Origin of the sequence: Polaribacter litorisediminis (genome assembly GCF_019968605.1) — a bacterium.
In the GTDB taxonomy this organism is placed as follows: domain Bacteria; phylum Bacteroidota; class Bacteroidia; order Flavobacteriales; family Flavobacteriaceae; genus Polaribacter; species Polaribacter litorisediminis.
In genome coordinates, this window is record NZ_CP082966.1 from 509,050 (window position 1) to 528,317 (window position 19,268).

Below are 19,268 nucleotides of genomic sequence, written 5' to 3' on the forward strand. Positions count from 1 at the left end.
ATTAATTATTAGACTATTTCACGAATCTTTTTAGATTCTATCATACACCTTTAAAGCTATGAAAAAAGATGAAATCATTAAGCAACAATTGCTTTTACAAGACTTATTAATAAGTATTTCTACAAAATATATAAATGCAGATTTATCAGATATTGATCAACTTGTTAGAAAATCCTTAAAACAGATAGGAGAGTTTGTAGACGCAGACAGAAGTTATATATTTTCTTATAATTTTAGAAATAACACCACTAGCAATACATACGAATGGTGTGCTAAAGATATTGCGCCCGAAATAGATAATTTACAAGACATATCTTTAAATGATTTCATTCCAGAATGGATAAATGCACACAAAAATGGAGAAGCTTTTTATGCTGAAGATGTAAGTCTTTTGCCAAGGGATGGCGAATTTGGGCTACGTGCAATTTTAGAATCTCAAGGAATTAAGAGCTTAATTACCATACCAAAGATTAAAAATAGTGAATTAATTGGGTTTGTTGGTTTTGATTCGGTTAGGAAAATTCACCAATATTCTGAAAATGAAAAAAATATTCTTTTTGTTTTTGCAAATATGCTTGTAAATATAATTCAAAGAAAAGAAAATGAAGAATTCATCAAAGAACAAGAGCAGAAAAAAGAAGAATTATTAAATTATTTATCAATTCAAAATGAAGAATTAAATGATTATGCGCAAGCTGTTTCTCATGATTTAAAAGCACCATTAATCAATATTCATACATTAGTACATTGGTTTATAGAAGATAATAAGGAAGCATTAGGAGAAAACTTCTTAAATCCTTTAAAAGAGGTTTTGTTTAATGTTGAGAAAATGGATTTATTGATAAAAGGAATTTTAGCATACTCAAGTATCGATAAATTAGAATCAGAGGATAGATCCATTCATTTAAATACGATGATTGATGAGGTTTTAAAAGCAATTTCAATCCCTTCGAATATAAAAATTAAAGTTCAAGAAAACTTACCAATTTTATACGGAAATGCTTTAAAGTTTAAACTAGTTTTTCAAAATCTAATTCAAAATGCTATTAAGTATAATGATAAAGAAAACGGAATCATTGAAGTGGGTTTCACTGAAAAAAATGAATATTTTGAGTTTTTCGTGAAGGATAACGGAATCGGTATTCACCCAGATTATTTTGATAAAATTTTTAAAGTGTTTACCAAATTAGAAAGTACGAGTTCTTCTTCTGGAATTGGGCTTTCTATCGTAAAAAAAATTATTCATTCGTATCATGGTTCTGTTTGGGTTGAAAGTAAAGAAGATATAGGAACAACCTTTTATTTTACCATTTTAAAAGAGTCGATGAGCATACAGGAAGCTATATAAAGTAATTTTCATTCGGCATAAAAGAAAAAGCGTAAACCTTCGAAAATTGTAATTCTAACGAACTAATGTGTCAAAAGGGATGTTTAACTTGTCAAGATTGTGGATCTTCTAAATGCGAATAGGAGCCCAATGAATTACTAAAAAAATAAGAGCGTTTTGATTTGGTATTTTACCACTCAATTCTAAACACAAAATTGGTAGTTCTGCGCAAAGAAAATCTATCTACTTGAGTAATTGGATTATTAGGTGTGTTATTTCCTAAATATTCTCTGGTGATTAAATTCCGTTGGTCTAATAAATTTCGGATAGATAAACCTATTTTTCCTTGAAGTTTACTTTTTTCTGAAAATGAAAAATGATAAATCGATGAGAAATCAAATCGATTATAATTAGGGAGCCTTCCTGTGTTAATTCCTTGTTGAAAAACAGTATTATTGGTAATATTCGTTTCCGATAACGTATAAGGAGATCCAGAATGCCACTTCCATCCAAAAGCAATTTGAACTTTTCTTGTTTTATAGGCTATAGATGATGAAATTGCATGCTGTATTTGATTATTTGCCGTAAAATATTCATTATTATTGAGTGTCGGAAACTTGTTTTTAATATCAGTAAACGAATAACTAATCCAGGTTTTTATCTGCTTAAAGTCCTTTTTTAAATAAAAATCGATCCCTGAAATTTTTTGGTCACCGATATTATATTGATTTTGGTCGTCACTTAAAAACCCTAGTTTAAGAGCAGATATTCCAGTATTTCTTTTAAAATAGGTATCCAAATCAAAACTCCACCCTAGATGATCATATAACAAACCGAATGTTATTTGCTGACTATTAATAATCGGAGAATTATCACCATCAGACAATCGCCAAAGTTTATTTTCTAAGGATAAATTACTGATTAATGTTTCATCAATTTGATGGATCGTTTGATTTCTAATATCCGCAGATACTTGAAGTTTTAACCCTTTATAGATATCTTTCAGAATGATCATTCTTGGTTCTACTCTAAATTCATTGAGCTCTTTATAATAATTTGCTCTAACCCCCACATTAAAATCAAAAAAGGAAAAAGTTCTATTGTTATAATTTGTAAAAAAGGAATACGTGTTTAATTGATTGCTCTGTTCGTCTAAAATATATTGTAAATTATTTACTGTTTCTTTAAAGGAATATCTCACATCTTTAAATACGGATTGAAACCCGAAAAGTGCAGAATTCTTGGAATCCATATCAACGTTTACTTCAGTTGAAATTGCGGTGTTTTTAACAAAATTTCGTTTATCGAAATCTGAATTTTGTTGATCATCTTTAAAGGTTAAAAAATTATAATTTAAGCTAAAATCAGATGTGCTAAAGGCTGTTGTTTGTTTAATTTTAGAATTCCAAGTTTTATTCCAGGTAGCACTTAGACCATTATTTTCGGTGTCTAAAAGATCTTGGTAGGTATCATCATTATTAAGGTTTTCATTGTAATGTTCTAAATCGTTATCTATATGAATGTAACTAACTGAAAAGTTATTATTTTTATTGGACGCATAATTAAGTTTGATGGTTTGGTCCTTAAAATAAAAGATATCTTCAGAATAATCAGTGCTATGTATTTCTGTAGATTGAAATACTTTATCTTCAATTTTTTCAAAAGAACTCGTCTCAAAAAGTTCGTGATATGTTTTTCTAAAGGAAACCAAAACACTTAACTTGTCTTTAATTATTGGAGTTTCAGCAAAAATATCAGCGCTAATTCCGTTAAATCCAGCTCCGATGTTCACGTTTTTTGCAATCGTGTTTTTTGTAGAAATATTGATGACACTCGAAATTCTTTCACCATATCTGGGGTTTACTCCTTTGTTTAAAAAGACAACATCGTTTGTAATATTAGGATTAAAATTAGAAATCATACCAAAGAAATGACCACTATGATAAATGGTAATTCCGTCCCAAATTATTTGATTCTGATCTGGTGTACCCCCTCTAACATTTAAACCGGTAGCCGTTTCATTCGGACTCATTACTCCGGGAAGTTCAAGTAAACTTTCTAGTACGTCTGCTTCTATTAAGCCTGGTAAAATTTCTAATTCCTTTGGTTTTATTTTAAAAGCAGCATTTTTATTCTTGGTAATTCCTTTTGCTAAATAACTGTTAATAAGAACCTCACTAAGTTCTGTGGTTTCATTTAAGAAAGTAAAGTTATCTTTCGCTGTAACAACAATATATCGATTATTTATAAACTCAAAATTTAGGTTTAACTTTTCAGAAAGAAGGTCTAAGATCTCCTTAAGTTGACTTTTTTTGTCTAAAAAAATAATTTTTCCTTCAACAATTTTATCCGCATAAGATATTTTTACATCAAATTCTTTTTCAAGTACTCTAAAAGCTTCAGAAACTGGTATACTATCCAATAAAACTACTTTTTCTAATTTTTTTTGCGCATAAGAAAAGCTATTAAAAGCAATACAGATAAAAAGAATTAGATTCCTCATTTATTTGGATAAAGTAATAGTGTTATTTTTAATTTGATATGTAATATTCGCTGTTTTAAAGACTGCCGCAAGTGCAATGTCTATGTCTTTATGATTAAAAGAACCCGTAAAAACGATGGACTCATCGATGGAATTACTATTAATTTTTATGTTAAATTGTTTTTCTAAAGCATTGATAACTATTTTTAAAGGAACACTTCTAAAATTACTTTCTCCTAGAATCCAATTTGGTTTTTTGGCAGACAAAGCCAAGGTTTCTTCCGTTTTAATATCATTTACAATCCTTACAGACTTAGATGGCGTTAAAATATATTCATTATTTTTATGAACAACTTTTACCCGACCTTCATAACAAATTACTTCAAAAAAATCTTTTTGGGTGTTTACATTAAATTGTGTTCCCAACACAGAAACAGTTCCATGATCTGTAATTACATTAAATGTGCTCCCTTTTTTCACTTTAAAAAAAGCTTCACCAGTTAACAGAACATTCCTCTTGTTTTTCCATTCTTTTTTATTGTAAGAAACGGTAGATTTTGCATTTAAAATTACTTCAGATTCATCTAAAAGTGCAATGGTTTTCATTTCACCAAAATCAGACTCAAAGCTAACATCTCTAAAATCTAAAAAAGTGCTAATACTAAAAAACAGAGCGATAGCAGCTGCCATAGCAAGCATACTTTTGGCAAATAAAAATCTAATTTTTACAGGTTTTTTTGTAGGTTGTTTTTGAACCTCTATTTTATCCTTTATTTTAGAAAATGTTGGTGCTGTAGAAGCTTCTAAATACTCAAAAACTTCAACACCAGCTTGTAATTCTTTATAGGCTTTAAAGTCATCATCAGAGATGAGTTTTTTTAATTCGCTATCTTTAATTTCACCAGCAATCCATTTTGCTAAATAAGTATCATTATAAGTAATTTTTTTTGCCATTGTTTTGTTTTAGTATTAATAATACAACTGAACATTTAAAAACCCTACCTTTAAATAAGTTCAATTTTTTCTTTTAAAGATTTTAAAGCAGTATGCATTCTTTTTTCAACAGCTTTTACAGAAATATTTAGTTGCGTTGCGATTTCTTTATACTTCTTTTTCTCAATTCTGCTCAATAAAAATACTTCGCGCTGTTTTTCAGATAAATTTGCCACAGCATTTTCTAATTTCTCATAAAACTCATTTTCAAGAAAAATAAATTCTGGAGTCTCGTTACTATGCTCATGTGTGTATCCTTTTTGATGTTTATCGATAACCTTGTTATGTTTTACAATATTTAAAAATAAATTATTTGCTATGGTAAATAAGAAGCTCTTAACAGTATCATATGAAGCATTTTTGCATTCTTCCCAAAGTTTTACGAAAGCATCTTGAACAATATCTTCTGTGAGGCTTGTATCTTTTGTTTTAAAAAAAATAAAACGCTTCACATCTTTACAGTAACTATTAAAGACTTCCTCAAATACAGTAGGCTTGCAAATATTTTTTAATTCTTTTATCATTCTAAATCGGGGAGTTTTACGAGAGATTTCAAAAGTAACAAAAAAACCTTCTTAATAAAGGTAGGGTATTTTTATTTGAGGTTGTATAGTATTTGAAGAGTCGTAAAAAAAGGGCTTGTAAAATTAAAAACAACTTTAAAATTTATAAAAATGAAAACTTTAAAATCAATTATTTCCTTAATGTTAATTTCTTTATTCACATTTTCATGCACATCGAATAGTGATAATGAGTTAACGGACCCAAGCGAAACAAATCAAACTACAGAAAAAAGTGCATCAGCAAAAACAGTGGTAGAGGTTGTAAAAAGTCATTTAAAATCAGATGGTAGTTTTTATAATCAAGTAAATCATGAAAGCAGTATGACCTTCGATTTAGGATTCCAATTTTCTTATCCAGTTATATTATCATACAACAACGGTACAAAAGTAGTTGTGAATAGTATAGAGCAGTTGGCAAATGTGGCCAAAGCAATTTCACAAACTAATTATATAGATGGCATTAATTTTCCTTTTGATATTGATAAAGAAGGTATAACAGAAACCGTATTTACTGAAACTGATTTTGGTATCATGGTTAATAGTAAGGATACTGATGGTGATGGAACTCCAAATTATCAAGATACAGATGATGATGGCGATGGTGCTTCTGACATCTCGGAAGATCAAAATCACGATGGAGATTATACCAATGATGATGCAGATAATGATGGAGATCCTAATTATTTAGATACTGACTCGGATAATGATGGTCAGGCCGATGAAGATGAAGATAATGATGGCGACGGTGATTTTACAAATGACGATTCAGATGGCGATGGTGAAGCTGATTACACGGATACAGATTCAGATAATGATGGCACAGAAGATGGCGATGATGCGGATGATGACAACGATGGTACGAATGATTCTGATGAAAGTTATAATGGCGGAAATGGAACTGATGGTTCTTACATAGATCCTGCTTCGCTTCCTCAAACAATACTCGATTATATTGCGCAAAACTATCCAAATGCATCAATTATTGAGGCTGAAGTTGAAGATTATGGAGAGTACGAAGTATATCTTAGCAATGGTGTTGAATTATATTTTAATAGTGATGGTGGTTTTATAACGACAGGAAATGATAATGATTCCGGAGATGATAATGACGGAAGTGATGATGACAATGGCTCTGGAGATGACAATGGCTCCGGAGATGACAATGGCTCTGGAGACAGTAATGATGGAGGTAATGATGATAACGGTTCCGGAGATGACAATGATTCCGGAGATGATAATGACGGAAGTGATGATGACAACGGTTCCGGAGATGACAATGGTTCTGGAGACAGTAATGATGGAGGTAATGATGACAACGGTTCCGGAGATGATAATGGGGACAATGACAGCTCTACTATAGACGCAGCTTCGCTTCCTCAAACAATACTAAATTATATTACAAATAACTACCCCAATGCTTCAGTAACAAAGGCAGAAATTAAAAGTAATGGAAACTATGAGGTGTCTCTAAATAATGGTATTGAATTACATTTTGATCAGAATGGTAATTTTTTATCGATGGATAACGATTAAAGAAATTTCTTTTAGAAGATTTTAAAAAATTAAAAAAACAATTGAGTTCGTTGAATGTTCTTTAGGATGCTTCATCACAAAAAAATCAAGACGATTTTTGATGGAGCGTACTATCGACTAAAACCAAAAAAAATGAGAAAATTGGCAACTATTTTAGGATGTATTCTATTATCTTTTTCAATAAAAGCACAAGACTGGCAAACAGATTTTAGTACCGCTAAACAAATTGCTTCCGCAGAAAATAGACCTATTATTTTAGTATTCCAAGGTTCAGATTGGTGTGCACCTTGCATAAAATTAGATCGAGAGGTTTGGAGCACCAATACTTTTAAAACCTATGCTAAGGAACATTTTGTGATGTTGCAAGCAGATTTTCCTAGAAAAAAGAAAAATGCCTTGTCTAAAAACTTAGCAAAAGCAAATGGACAATTATTTGAAATGTATAACAAAAACGGAATTTTCCCTTTTGTAGTTGTATTAAATAGTGATGGAAAATTACTAGGAGAAACGAGTTATAAAAAAACAACGCCTGAAAAATACATCAAAGAATTAAATTCATTTGTAAAATAAAAAAATAAAGTATGAATCGTAAAGAATTTTTAAAGTTAGTAGGAGCTGGAGCAGCATTTGCAGTAACAGTAACTTGTTTAGGGGGCTGCACAAATGATCATGGAGACATTTTTCCAGATGATATTGGTTTGAATCCAGATCCAATTACTGGAGCATTTTTAACTATTGATGTATCCAATGAAGCTTCAAGTGCCTTAAAGAATAATGGTGGTTATTTGATTAAAAACAAAATTGTTGTGGCTAGAGATTTATCTGGTAATTATGTAGCAGCAACCGTAAGATGCAGTCATGAACCTAGAGATAAAATTATTTTTAGAAATAATGAGTTTTACTGCAGAGAACATTCAGCGCGCTTTAACACCTCTGGTAGAGGTTTAAATAGCAAAGGAAGTAGTAATTTAAAAGTTTATAAGACTTCTCTGAATGGAAATATTTTAAGCGTTATTGCATAATTCAATCAACTAAAAACGAACACTACTTATGAAAACAGCAATTTATGTATTTGCACTTTTTTTCTCTTTAATTTCTTTTGGTCAACCACCCTATAAAAGAACGCTTAAATTAATGGGTAGTAGTTTTGATATTACTGTGGTAGCAAAAGATGCGGATGAAGCAAACATCGCTATTGATATGGCTATTACTGAAATTACTAGAATTGAAAAGTTGATTTCTTCTTGGGATAAAAATTCACAAACTTCTACAATTAACAGAAATGCAGGTATGAAACCAGTTCAGGTAGATAAAGAACTTTTTCAACTCATACAACGTGCAATAAAAATTTCAAAACTAACGAATGGCGCTTTTGATATTAGCTACGCTTCTATGGATAAAGTTTGGTTTTTTGATGGAAGTATGACAAAAATGCCATCCGAAGAAGTGATTAAAAAATCAGTTGAAAAGGTAGGCTATCAAAATATAATTTTAAATGAAGAAGATCATTCGGTATTTTTAAAATTAAAGGGAATGAAAATCGGCTTTGGAGCTATCGGAAAAGGATATGCTGCCGACAAAGCAAAAGCGCTACTGCAAGAAAAAGGTGTAGTTTCTGGTATTATCAATGCTTCTGGAGATTTAAATACTTGGGGAACACAACCCAACGGAAAAGATTGGTTGGTGGCAATCATAAATCCCTTAAATAAGGCTAAAGTATTTTCGTGGATGCCTGTAAAGAATAGCGCGGTCGTTACTTCAGGAAATTATGAAAAATATGTAAAATTTAATAATACTTTATATACACATATTATCGATCCTAGAACTGGGTATCCTGCAAAAGAAATCTTAAGTGCAACAATATTTACAAAAACAGCGGAATTGGCAGATGCCTTGGCAACTTCCATTTTTGTGATGGGCGTGCATACTGGATTGGATTTTATCAATCAATTAAATGGGGTAGAATGTATCATCATAGACGCAAATAATAAAATGATTTTCTCAAAAAATATTCAATTAAAAAATGTACAAAATGATTAAAAAGGTTTTAGTAGTAGGCATATTTATTTTTTTAAGCGCTTGTGTTACCCTAAAGGACTATGAAAAAGTAAATATTAATGATCCAGACATGGTACTCGCCCAAAAAAAGGCGGATAAATATGAAACTATTTTTCAGGTATATAGAGAAGGAGCATCGGGCGCCAATGGCGGCAAATCTGGCGGTGGTTGTGGTTGTAATTAACGTTTAAAAAATTAAATAATTTTGAAAAAAATAGGTATCATCGTTGCGATTTTCTTCTTCGGAAAAATAGCGGCCCAACAAGATTCTGTTGCGGTGTATAAAAAGCGAGTTTTAGAGCGTACAGAAGTAGATTTTTTATCGAGTTACTATATTCAAAATGGCGACAATGCTTCTGTTACAGGAGGTATTGGGAACGAACATTTAACAGATGTGGCTTCTACCATTGTAATTAGTTTACCGATAAATGCAGATGATGTTTTAACGATTGATGCAGGTTTTTCTGCCTATAGCTCTGCATCTTCAAGTAACGGAAATCCTTTTGATGCCACTGGAGCTTCGGGAAATGGTTATGACGAGGATGACGATGACGATGACGATGACTACGATGACAAAAGTGCTGCAGTCGCCGGGATAACTGGAAGTCCTTGGGTGGCATCTTCAGGTGCTTCTAAAAGTGATGTTTGGACCACCATTAATGGCGATTATGCCCATACTTCCGATGATCGTAATTTTAATTGGAATGTAAACGCTTCATTTTCTGCGGAATATGATTATACGTCTGTTGGGTTTGGAGGTGGAATTGTAAAACAATTTAATGAGAAAAATACTTCTCTTGGGTTGAGTACTAAAGTTTATTTAGATAATTGGAGTCCTATTTATCCCACAGAATTGAAATCATATAAGCAAGTGAATGGTAATTTAAATCAAGGTTTTTTTAATGGAGTAACGATTCTAGATCAAAACGGAAATCCAAGCACAAATTGGAGACCTCTAAATGGTTTTGATCCGATACAAGATAAAACAAGAAATACCTATTCTGCATCGCTCAGTTTTTCTCAGATTTTAAGTAAAAATGCTCAGATATCTATATTTCTCGATGTGGTAAATCAACAAGGCTGGTTAGCAAACCCTTTACAGCGTGTTTATTTTGCAGATGTTGCAAATTATTACATTGGTAATGCCAATAGTATTCCAAATTACACATCTAAAAAGAATACGGATGTTTTTCAACTAGCAGACGATATAGAACGGTTGCCAAGTAGTCGAATGAAAACACCTCTAGGAATGCGATTTAATTACTACGTAAATGAAGCTTTCGTAATAAGAACCTATTATCGTTATTATTTTGACGATTGGGGATTGACGTCGCATACGGCGAGTATTGAAGTGCCCGTAAAAATATCGGATACGTTTACATTCTATCCGTCTTACCGATATTATACCCAAACTGCAGCAGATTATTTTGCTCCTTTTGATCAACACTTATCTACCGATAGGTATTATACATCAGATTATGATTTATCAGAATTTTCGGCCAATCAGTTCGGGTTTGGTGTCTCGTATACAGATATTTTTGCGAGTAAACATGTCTGGAAATTGGGTTTAAAAAGTGTAGATCTTAGGCTTTATAAATACGATAGAAATTCAACTTTTAGCGCTAGTATTGTAAATGTTGGCTTCAAGTTTGTAATGGATTAACGAATTAATCGAAAAGAATTCATCGATGCTCTGCGTCGGGGTTTCCGTTGAAATTGTCATTTCCGTGAAATTTATGCTCAACTAGATTGGGTAACGGGAATCTAAATAATAGAATTTTGATTTTTGACCTTTTTAGGTCAAAGCTTGTGCTCAACTTGATTGAGTATGAAATGAGTGAAACCTGCCTGCTGGCAGGCAGGTACCTATATGGCTCTGCCTTGAGGATAGTTCGTTTCAAGAAATTTTTTATTTTTTTTAAATTAAAATTGTGCTAAGAGTTCATCTTCTTGGTGCGCAGAACACCTTATCTTATTATGAAAAAAATCATCTTAGTTTTAACGGCACTTATTGTTTTTTCAATGAATGCACAACAAGGAATACTAGACCCTGTGAAATGGGATTCTAAAGTTGAAAAGATTTCTGATACCGAATATGATATTATTTTAAAAGGATTTATTGAGAGTGATTGGCACGTTTTTTCTCAATTTACAAGTGAAGACGGATCTTTACCTTCTGTATTAACTTTCGAAAATTTGAAAGATAATTATGAATTGATAGGAGTTGCAAAAGAGAGTGAAACAGTTACAGCTTACAATGATATTTTTAAAGTAGATGAAACTTTTTTCTTAAATAAAGTGCAATTTACACAACGAATAAAATTAAGTTCTAATTCGGTAAAGCAAGTTCATGTTCGTCTAAATTACCAAGTTTGTAAAGAAGTTTGCCTCAATAATGAAGAAAACTTTGTTTTAGCGCTTGATGGCAGTCCTGTACAACTAGAAAATGTAAGTGTGGATGAACGCAGTGCAGCATTAAGCAATCAACTTTTTTTAGATATTACAAATAAAGATCGGTTAAACAGCGGATCAGAAATAGTAACTTCGGACGGTAATTTGTGGAAAATTTTCATGTTAGGTTTTTTAGGAGGTTTGGTAGCTTTGTTAACACCTTGTGTTTTTCCAATGATTCCACTAACAGTTTCGTTCTTTACAAAACAATCTGGCACAAAATCGAAAGGGATAACAAATGCTATTTTATACGGAGTTTTTATCGTAGTTATTTATGTGGGATTAAGTGTTCCTTTTCATTTTTTAGATTCTGTAGATCCTGAAATTTTAAATACGATTTCTACAAATATTTGGTTGAATGTAATTTTCTTCATCATTTTTATCTTTTTTGCTTTTTCTTTCTTTGGATATTATGAATTGACCTTACCAAATTCTTGGTCCAATAAAATGGATTCAGCTTCGAGTGCAGGTGGTTTGATTGGTATATTTTTTATGGCGGTAACACTAGCTTTAGTTTCTTTTTCTTGCACAGGGCCAATTCTTGGTTCTTTATTGGCAGGCTCATTGACCAGCGATGGAGGAGCTTTTCAATTAACAGCAGGAATGAGCGGATTTGGAGTGGCTTTAGCATTGCCTTTTGCACTCTTTGCTTTGTTTCCAAATTTATTAAAATCATTACCAAAGTCTGGTGGATGGTTAACAACCGTAAAGGTCTTATTAGGTTTTATTGAGTTAGCGTTGGCTTTTAAATTTTTATCAAATGCAGATTTAGTGGCACATTGGGGAATTTTGAAACGCGAGGTATTTATTGGTATTTGGATGGTAATTTTTATACTTATGGCGTTTTATTTCTTTGGATTTATTCGTTTTCCTCACGATGGAAAAAAGAAATTTAGTTTGCCTAAAACTTCGTTTGCTATTCTTATTGTTGCATTTGTAGTATATCTTGGTACGGGGCTAACTAAAAATTCTCATTTAAAATTATTGGCAGGTTTTCCACCTCCAACTTTTTACAGTCTATATGAACAGACATCAGATTGTCCTTTAGGGTTGAATTGTTTCAAAGATTTTGATCAAGGCTTTGCTTTTGCAAAAGCCAACAACAAACCTATTCTTTTAGATTTCACTGGATGGGCTTGTGTAAACTGTCGAAAAATAGAAGAAAATGTATGGAGTGACCCCAAAGTATATCAACTATTAAAAGAAAATTACGTATTGATTTCTTTATATGTGGATGATCGTCAAGAACTGCCAGAAGAGCAACAGTTTAAAATTAAGGTACATAAAAATCATTTAAAATCTATAAAAACTATTGGCGATAAATGGTCAACCTTTCAATATTTAAATTTTCAAACAGCATCACAACCGTATTATGTTACCATGAATACGGACTTTGAAGTGTTAAATTCGGCAAAGCAGTATGCGGGTATTGAGGAATATCAGGCTTGGTTGCAACAGAGTTTAGAGATGTTCAGGAAAGATAAAACAGTGCATTAATTTGATACCCATTTTATTTTATCCGATCAAATACAAAATCAATTCTAAAATCATCACTAGAAACAATTGCTTTTAGTTGCTTGTTTTGTAAGGAATATGTTATTTTTTTTGGGAAGTCATTTTTTTGATTTTCACAAACAAAAGAAGTGTCTGTTTGTTGAGTGAATTTAAAAAGTGTTGGTCGTTCGTTGATGCCTCTCACTTCTAAATACAAAGCATCTTTCATAGTAATAATTGCCAATTTTTCTTGAAAAGATTTTTTTACACCTGTTATTGTATAACCCATTCCAACTAAATTAGTGTTCCACATTTCATAAGTTTGGTTTCCAGGTTTATCATCCAATCGCTTCCATTCTCCAATCAAAAAAGTAGGTTTTTGTGTTTTGTTGCTATTTTCATTACAAGATAGCATCAAAATAAAACATCCAAATAGAAGCATTTTTTTCATTTCAGAAAGATTTTTATCAAATATAGTTAAATGAAAATAAAAAATAATTACGAATAAAATTTGTAAATTCGCACATCAAGAAAAGAGTAGAAGATGTTAGATAAATTAAGAATTGTAAAGCAGCGTTATGATGAGGTTTCTGATTTGATTATTCAGCCAGAAATTATCATGGATCAGAAGCGTTATGCGCAATTGATGAAAGAATATAAAGATTTAGGAGATGTTAATAAAAAAGGGGAAGAATACCGAGAATTAACAGGCAATATAGAAGAAGCAAAAGAAATAATTGCTGATGGTTCTGATGCGGAAATGACAGAAATGGCGAAAATGCAATTAGAAGAGGCCAATACTAGAATTCCTGAATTAGAAGAAGAAATTAAATTTTTATTGATACCAAAAGATCCTGAAGATTCTAAAAACGCAGTAGTAGAATTGCGTGCAGGAACCGGTGGAGATGAAGCTAGTATTTTTGCAGGAGATTTGTTTAGAATGTATTCTAAATATTGTGAAAGTAAAGGTTGGAAAGTTTCTACGGTAGATTATTCTGAAGGTACTAATGGTGGTTTTAAAGAAATCCAGTTTGAAGTTACCGGAAATGATGTTTATGGAATCTTAAAATTTGAAGCAGGTGTGCATCGTGTGCAAAGAGTTCCGCAAACAGAAACACAAGGTCGTGTGCATACATCGGCAGCTACTTGTATGGTTTTTCCGGAAGCAGAAGAGTTTGACGTAGAAATTAACCCGAAAGATGTAAGAATCGATTTTTTCTGTTCATCAGGTCCAGGTGGTCAGTCTGTAAACACAACGTATTCTGCCGTTCGTCTAACACACATGCCAACAGGTTTGGTCGCACAATGTCAAGATCAAAAAAGTCAGCATAAAAATAAAGAAAAGGCTTTTAAAGTATTGCGTTCTCGTTTGTATGATATGGAGCTAGCTAAAAAAAATGCAGAAGATGCTTTAAAACGTGGTTCAATGGTTTCTTCGGGTGATAGAAGTGCGAAAATTAGAACCTATAATTATGCACAAGGAAGGGTTACAGATCACCGAATAGGATTGTCTTTATATGATTTACCGAATATTATGAATGGTGATATTCAGAAAATTATTGATGAATTGATGCTTGCTGAAAATACTGAGAAATTAAAATCATTGGCAGACGGAATTTAAATTACTCCTTTGTTATACCAATTTATATGTCTAAAATGGTATTAAATCTAAAAAAACCTCAAATTCTTATTGGAGGTTTTTTTGTTTCGGTAATTTCTGTAAACAAAAAAAGCGATGATAGTTGAAGACCATCTATCGCTTTTTTTCTTTATTGAGTTAAAAAACTTTATTTTAGAAGTTTTTATTTCCCAAATAAATGCAACTCTGTAAATTCTTTATCAACAATAATAGATTGAGATTTGCTCGTTTCAGATTGATTTATTTCTACTTCTACATTGTCTATCTGAATAGCAGTAATGGTAAAAGGTAAATTATGTAAAACAATCTTAAATTTAGTATAAGGGGCATTAAATGTACCTTCTTTATACTGTTGTAAGATAAAATCGTCTTTTTTACCAGTTAATTTAAAGTTACGTAAACTATATCTACCTTTTTTATAATCATACCCGTCATGAGCATCATCATATAATTGAGATTTTTCTTTCCCTTCTTTGTAGTAAACATCTAAAGTAACTTCATCAAAATTCTTTTCACCAACATACTGTTGAACAGGATATTTAGGTATCACTGCGCCTTCTTTTATAAAAATTGGCATCGAATCTAAATCTGCATCTACCCACATTTCTTTTCCTCCTTGCACTACTTCATCTGTCCAGAAGTTATACCAATTACCTCTCGGAATATACATTCTTCTTCCTTTTGCATTCGGTTCTAAAATAGGACACACTAAAATATGTTCTCCATATATAAACTCATCACTTCTATAATGTGTATGTATATCTTCTTGGTCATATAATACCAACGATTTTAACATAGGAGTTCCTTTTTCTATATGATGCCAAAATGCAGTATATAAATAAGGAAGTAATTGATATCTTATTTCAATAAATTTACGAACAATATCAGTTATTTCATCACCAAATACCCAAGGTTCTTGATTTCCATGGTCTCCAGAAGAATGTACTCTACAAAAAGCATGAAAAACTCCTAATTGAATCCAACGTGCAAAAAGTTCTCCTTGGGGTTGTTCTGCAAATCCACCAATATCAGATCCTGCAAAAGAAAAACCAGACATGGCCATTCTTTGTGCTTGATTATTTGCAATAGCTAAATGCTCCCAAGTAGCAACATTGTCTCCCATCCAAGTAGAGGTATAACGTTGTGCACCAGAATAGGCAGATCTTGTTATTACAAATGGTCTTTTCGGGTACGCATATTTTTTTAAACCATGATATGTTGCACGCGCCATTTGCGTTCCATAAATGTTATGTGCTTTTCTGTGCGAGCAAGGGTTACCATCATAATCATGTCTAACATCATCTGGAAAAGATTTGTTGGGAACATCCATTACGGCAGGTTCGTTCATATCATTCCAAACACCTTTAACGCCAATTTCTTCTATTAATTCTTTAAACAAACCAGACCACCATTCTCTAACTTCTGGTTTTGTGTAATCTGGAAAATAACATTCTCCAGGCCACACTTTACCTTTCATATATGGGCCATCTGCACGCTTACAGAAATAATCTTTATCTAATGCCTCTTTAAAAACATCATATTCTAGATCGATTTTGATTCCTGGATCTATGATAACAACTGTTTTAAAACCATCATCCTCTAGTTCTTTTACCATTCTTTTAGGATCTGGAAAGTAGTTCTTATCCCAAGTAAAACAGCGAAAACCATCCATATAGTCAATGTCTAAATAAATGGCATCACAAGGAATTTGTAAATTTCTAAAGGTCTTTGTAATTTCTTTTACGTTACTTTCTGGGTAGTAGCTCCATTTACATTGATGAAATCCTAAAGCCCATAAAGGGGGTAAAGTATGAGGTTTACCGGTTAAATCTGTGTAATTTCTAACAACATCTTCCATTTCTGGGCCATAAATGAAATAATAATTCATTTCACCACCTTGTGCCCAAAAACTTGTTACATTTCTTCGTTCATGTGCAAAATCGAAATGAGTTTTAAACGTATTGTCAAAAAATATTCCGTAGGCTTTATTATCTTGAATTGCGGTATAAAACGGAATAGCTTTGTAAATAGGGTCGGTATTTTTGCCAAAAGCGTAAGAATCTGTTGCCCAGTTTTCAAAACGTTTCCCTTTTAAGTTTACTTCCACGGGTTTGTCTCCTAAACCATAGAAGCTTTCAGACTTTTGACAAACCTTACTCATCTTTACAATATCGCCACCAAACTCATAACTTTCCTCCCAATGAAAACCAATTTCATCTTCATTTATTAATTTAAAATCTAAGGCATCATATAAGCTAACTTGTAAACTTAATTTCTCTACTCTACAAATTAGTTTTGAAGTTTTTATGATGTAGTATGTTTTATCTTCGGTTATATTTAAAAATTTATAACCTCTTGAGGCATGGATAGTAACTCCATAAGAGAAATCATTTTCAAATTTACCGGAAGTAGTATATCTAAATCTAATAACGCTATCTCTAACAACGGTAACTTGTAGAATAACATTGTTTTTAGTTCTGAATTGTAATGTGTCTACATCTTTTTTGTAGTCTATTATCTCTGAGGGAAATAAATTCCCTTTTTGTTCTAATTCTGTATTAACAATCATAATTGGTTGATTTTAGCTCCACAATAATCGTAAAAAATAATAAATTTTAAAACTTTTTTTACCTTTAAGTAAACTCCTTAATTTGTTACAAAAGTATTGCTTATTTATTTATAATTAATTGGTATATACGTTCATTTTAACTTGATTCATCATAATTTTGAAAGCCTTAAAAAGGTGAGTTTTTTTTATGAACTTTTTAAAAAAAAGGCTGTTTTTATATGAATAATATAAGGGCAGCCTCTTTTTATTTATTTGAATTTAAAAGCTAACATTCCTAACGGCGGTAGGTTTAATTCAATAGAATTTTCTCTATGATTCCATCTTTTTTTATTTGAACTTAATTTTTTGTTTTTATAATGATCTGTTCCGTTATATTTTTTGGAATCACTGTTAAATATTTCTTTTAACGTCCCTGCTTTTGGCAATCCAACTCTGTAGTTTTCTCTAGGAATAGGAGTGAGGTTTAAAATTACAATGATATTATCTTTTGGGTTTTCTCCTTTTCTAATGTACGATAAAATAGAGTTTTCATGATCTCCATGATCTATCCACTCAAAGCCTTCAGAAGAAAATTGTTTTTGATGCAAAGCAGGTTCTTTTTTGTATAAGTTATTTAAATCTCTAACAAGTGCTTGTGCGCCTTTATGAACATCGTATTGTAATAAATGCCAATCTAAACTCCCATTAAAATCCCATTCAGAAGTTTGTCCAAATTCTCCTCCTTGAAATATTAGTTTTGTTCCTGGATGCGTGTACATTAAACTATACAATAGCCTTAAGTTTCCAAATTTTTGCCATTCATCTCCAGGCATTTTTTCTATGAGAGATTTTTTACCATATACAACTTCATCATGAGATAAAGGAAGCATAAAGTTTTCTGTAAAAGCATAATTTAAACTGAATGTTAAATCATTTTGATGGTGTTTTCTATAGATAGGTTCCTTGGCAAAATAATTTAAAGTGTCATGCATCCAGCCCATCATCCATTTCATTCCGAAACCTAAACCACCATCGTAAATGGGTCTAGAAACTTTAGGGAAAGAAGTAGATTCTTCGGCAATAGTTTGCACATCAGGAAAAGCTTCATATACGGCTGTATTCATTTCTTTTATAAAATCGATAGCTTCTAAATATTCTCTACCCCCAAACATATTTGGTTCCCATTCTCCTTCCTCTCTAGAGTAATCTAAAAATAACATAGAGGCTACTGCATCTACTCTTAAACCATCTGCATGGTATTGATCTAGCCAAAAAATAGCATTACTAATCAAAAAGGCTTTGATTTCATTTCTGCCGTAATTAAAAATTAAACTTTTCCAGTCTTGATGATATCCTTTGCGTCTATCAGGATGCTCGTATAAATGAGATCCATCAAAATATCCTAATCCATGATCATCTGACGGGAAATGAGAAGGTACCCAATCTAATAAAACTCCAATTCCTTTTTCGTGAAATTTATCAACTAAAAATTTAAATTCGTCAGGATATCCAAAACGGGATGTTGGTGCAAAATATCCTGTTAATTGATATCCCCAACTTGGGTCATAGGGATACTCCATGATGGGCATAAATTCTACGTGTGTAAAATTCATGTCGGCTACATAGTTCACCAATTCATCTGCTAATTCATAATAGCTTAAAAATCTATTTTCTTCGGTTTGTTTTTTCCAAGAACCTAAATGAACTTCATATACAGAAAAAGGCGCATCTAGTGCATTGTTTTTCTTTCTGTTTTTCATCCATTTTTTATCTTTCCATTGGTAATTATCTTCCCAAACTTGCGAAGCAGTTTTTGGCGGATGTTCGCATCTTCTTGCAAACGGATCTGATTTTTCGGTATGAATATTACTATGAGAACTGTGTATTTTATATTTATAAATAGCGCCTTTTTCAACTCCAGGAATAAATCCTTCCCAAATTCCACTGCCATCCCAACGCACATTTAAGTGATGTTCTCCTTCTAACCAAAAATTAAAATCTCCAATAACAGCAACGGATTTTGCACTGGGTGCCCAAACCGCAAAATAGGTTCCTTTAATGCCATCTAACGTTATAATGTGGGAACCAAATTTTTCGTATAATCGATAATGTTTTCCAGCTTTAAATAAATTAATATCAAATTCTGTAAAAAGACTGTGTACTTTTGTTTGTGCCATAGT

Annotated in this window: 15 protein-coding genes; 9 read left to right on the plus strand and 6 right to left on the minus strand. The window is 31.8% G+C overall.

Features of this window, described 5'->3' with window-relative positions; genetic code table 11:
* The first annotated feature begins 58 nt into the window (after positions 1-58).
* Complete coding sequence (locus tag K8354_RS02190) at positions 59-1,348, plus strand: sensor histidine kinase (RefSeq protein ID WP_223445067.1); 1,290 nt, start codon at positions 59-61, stop codon at positions 1,346-1,348.
* 169 nt (positions 1,349-1,517) lie between these two features.
* Here the strand turns inward: K8354_RS02190 and K8354_RS02195 are convergent, their stop codons facing one another.
* Genes K8354_RS02195 through K8354_RS02205 form a run of 3 tightly spaced genes read right to left on the minus strand, consistent with a single transcriptional unit; the run spans position 1,518 to position 5,326 of the window.
* Positions 1,518-3,830: a FecR domain-containing protein gene (locus tag K8354_RS02195; RefSeq protein ID WP_223445069.1), complete on the minus strand. Its 2,313-nt coding sequence runs from the start codon at positions 3,828-3,830 to the stop codon at positions 1,518-1,520.
* The gene (locus K8354_RS02200) at positions 3,831-4,763 is read right to left on the minus strand and encodes a FecR family protein (protein WP_223445070.1); all 933 of its coding nucleotides are present in this window, start codon (positions 4,761-4,763) and stop codon (positions 3,831-3,833) included.
* 50 nt (positions 4,764-4,813) lie between these two features.
* Positions 4,814-5,326, minus strand: coding sequence for an RNA polymerase sigma factor (locus K8354_RS02205; protein WP_223445071.1), 513 nt, complete (start codon positions 5,324-5,326; stop codon positions 4,814-4,816).
* Positions 5,327-5,476: 150 nt separating this feature from the next.
* Here K8354_RS02205 and K8354_RS02210 point away from each other — a divergent pair, with 150 nt between their 5' ends.
* The 7 genes from K8354_RS02210 to K8354_RS02240 all read left to right on the plus strand — a co-directional run bounded on the left by K8354_RS02210 (position 5,477) and on the right by K8354_RS02240 (position 12,904).
* Positions 5,477-6,898 carry a PepSY-like domain-containing protein gene (locus tag K8354_RS02210; protein ID WP_223445072.1) on the plus strand — a complete coding sequence of 474 codons (1,422 nt, stop codon included), beginning with the start codon at positions 5,477-5,479 and terminating at the stop codon, positions 6,896-6,898.
* 132 nt (positions 6,899-7,030) lie between these two features.
* A complete protein-coding gene (locus K8354_RS02215) occupies positions 7,031-7,468 on the plus strand; it encodes a thioredoxin family protein (RefSeq protein WP_223445073.1) in 438 nt (145 codons plus the stop codon).
* Between the two features lie 11 nt (positions 7,469-7,479).
* Entirely contained in the window at positions 7,480-7,920 is a 441-nt protein-coding gene (locus K8354_RS02220; RefSeq protein WP_223445074.1) for a Rieske 2Fe-2S domain-containing protein, read from the plus strand.
* Between the two features lie 28 nt (positions 7,921-7,948).
* Positions 7,949-8,938 carry an FAD:protein FMN transferase gene (locus K8354_RS02225; RefSeq protein WP_223445075.1) on the plus strand — a complete coding sequence of 330 codons (990 nt, stop codon included), beginning with the start codon at positions 7,949-7,951 and terminating at the stop codon, positions 8,936-8,938.
* Positions 8,931-9,140, plus strand: a complete 210-nt coding sequence (locus tag K8354_RS02230) for a DUF4266 domain-containing protein (RefSeq protein WP_223445076.1) — start codon at positions 8,931-8,933, stop codon at positions 9,138-9,140. Before K8354_RS02225 ends, K8354_RS02230 begins: the two co-directional genes overlap by 8 nt.
* Positions 9,141-9,161: 21 nt before the next feature.
* A complete protein-coding gene (locus tag K8354_RS02235; RefSeq protein ID WP_223445077.1) occupies positions 9,162-10,619 on the plus strand; it encodes a DUF3570 domain-containing protein in 1,458 nt (485 codons plus the stop codon).
* A 314-nt stretch (positions 10,620-10,933) separates the two neighbouring features.
* A complete protein-coding gene (locus K8354_RS02240; RefSeq protein ID WP_223445078.1) occupies positions 10,934-12,904 on the plus strand; it encodes a protein-disulfide reductase DsbD family protein in 1,971 nt (656 codons plus the stop codon).
* A 13-nt stretch (positions 12,905-12,917) separates the two neighbouring features.
* On the opposite strand, the gene K8354_RS02245 is transcribed toward K8354_RS02240, so the two are convergent.
* Positions 12,918-13,352, minus strand: a complete 435-nt coding sequence (locus K8354_RS02245) for a DUF6265 family protein (protein ID WP_223445079.1) — start codon at positions 13,350-13,352, stop codon at positions 12,918-12,920.
* Positions 13,353-13,445: 93 nt separating this feature from the next.
* Between K8354_RS02245 and prfA the strand changes: the two genes are divergently transcribed.
* Entirely contained in the window at positions 13,446-14,522 is a 1,077-nt protein-coding gene (gene prfA / locus K8354_RS02250) for a peptide chain release factor 1 (protein WP_223445080.1), read from the plus strand.
* Positions 14,523-14,703: 181 nt separating this feature from the next.
* On the opposite strand, the gene K8354_RS02255 is transcribed toward prfA, so the two are convergent.
* Positions 14,704-17,109, minus strand: a complete 2,406-nt coding sequence (locus tag K8354_RS02255; protein ID WP_223445081.1) for a glycoside hydrolase family 31 protein — start codon at positions 17,107-17,109, stop codon at positions 14,704-14,706.
* A 248-nt stretch (positions 17,110-17,357) separates the two neighbouring features.
* Complete coding sequence (glgB, locus tag K8354_RS02260) at positions 17,358-19,265, minus strand: 1,4-alpha-glucan branching protein GlgB (protein ID WP_223445082.1); 1,908 nt, start codon at positions 19,263-19,265, stop codon at positions 17,358-17,360.
* Between the last annotated feature and the right edge of the window lie 3 nt (positions 19,266-19,268).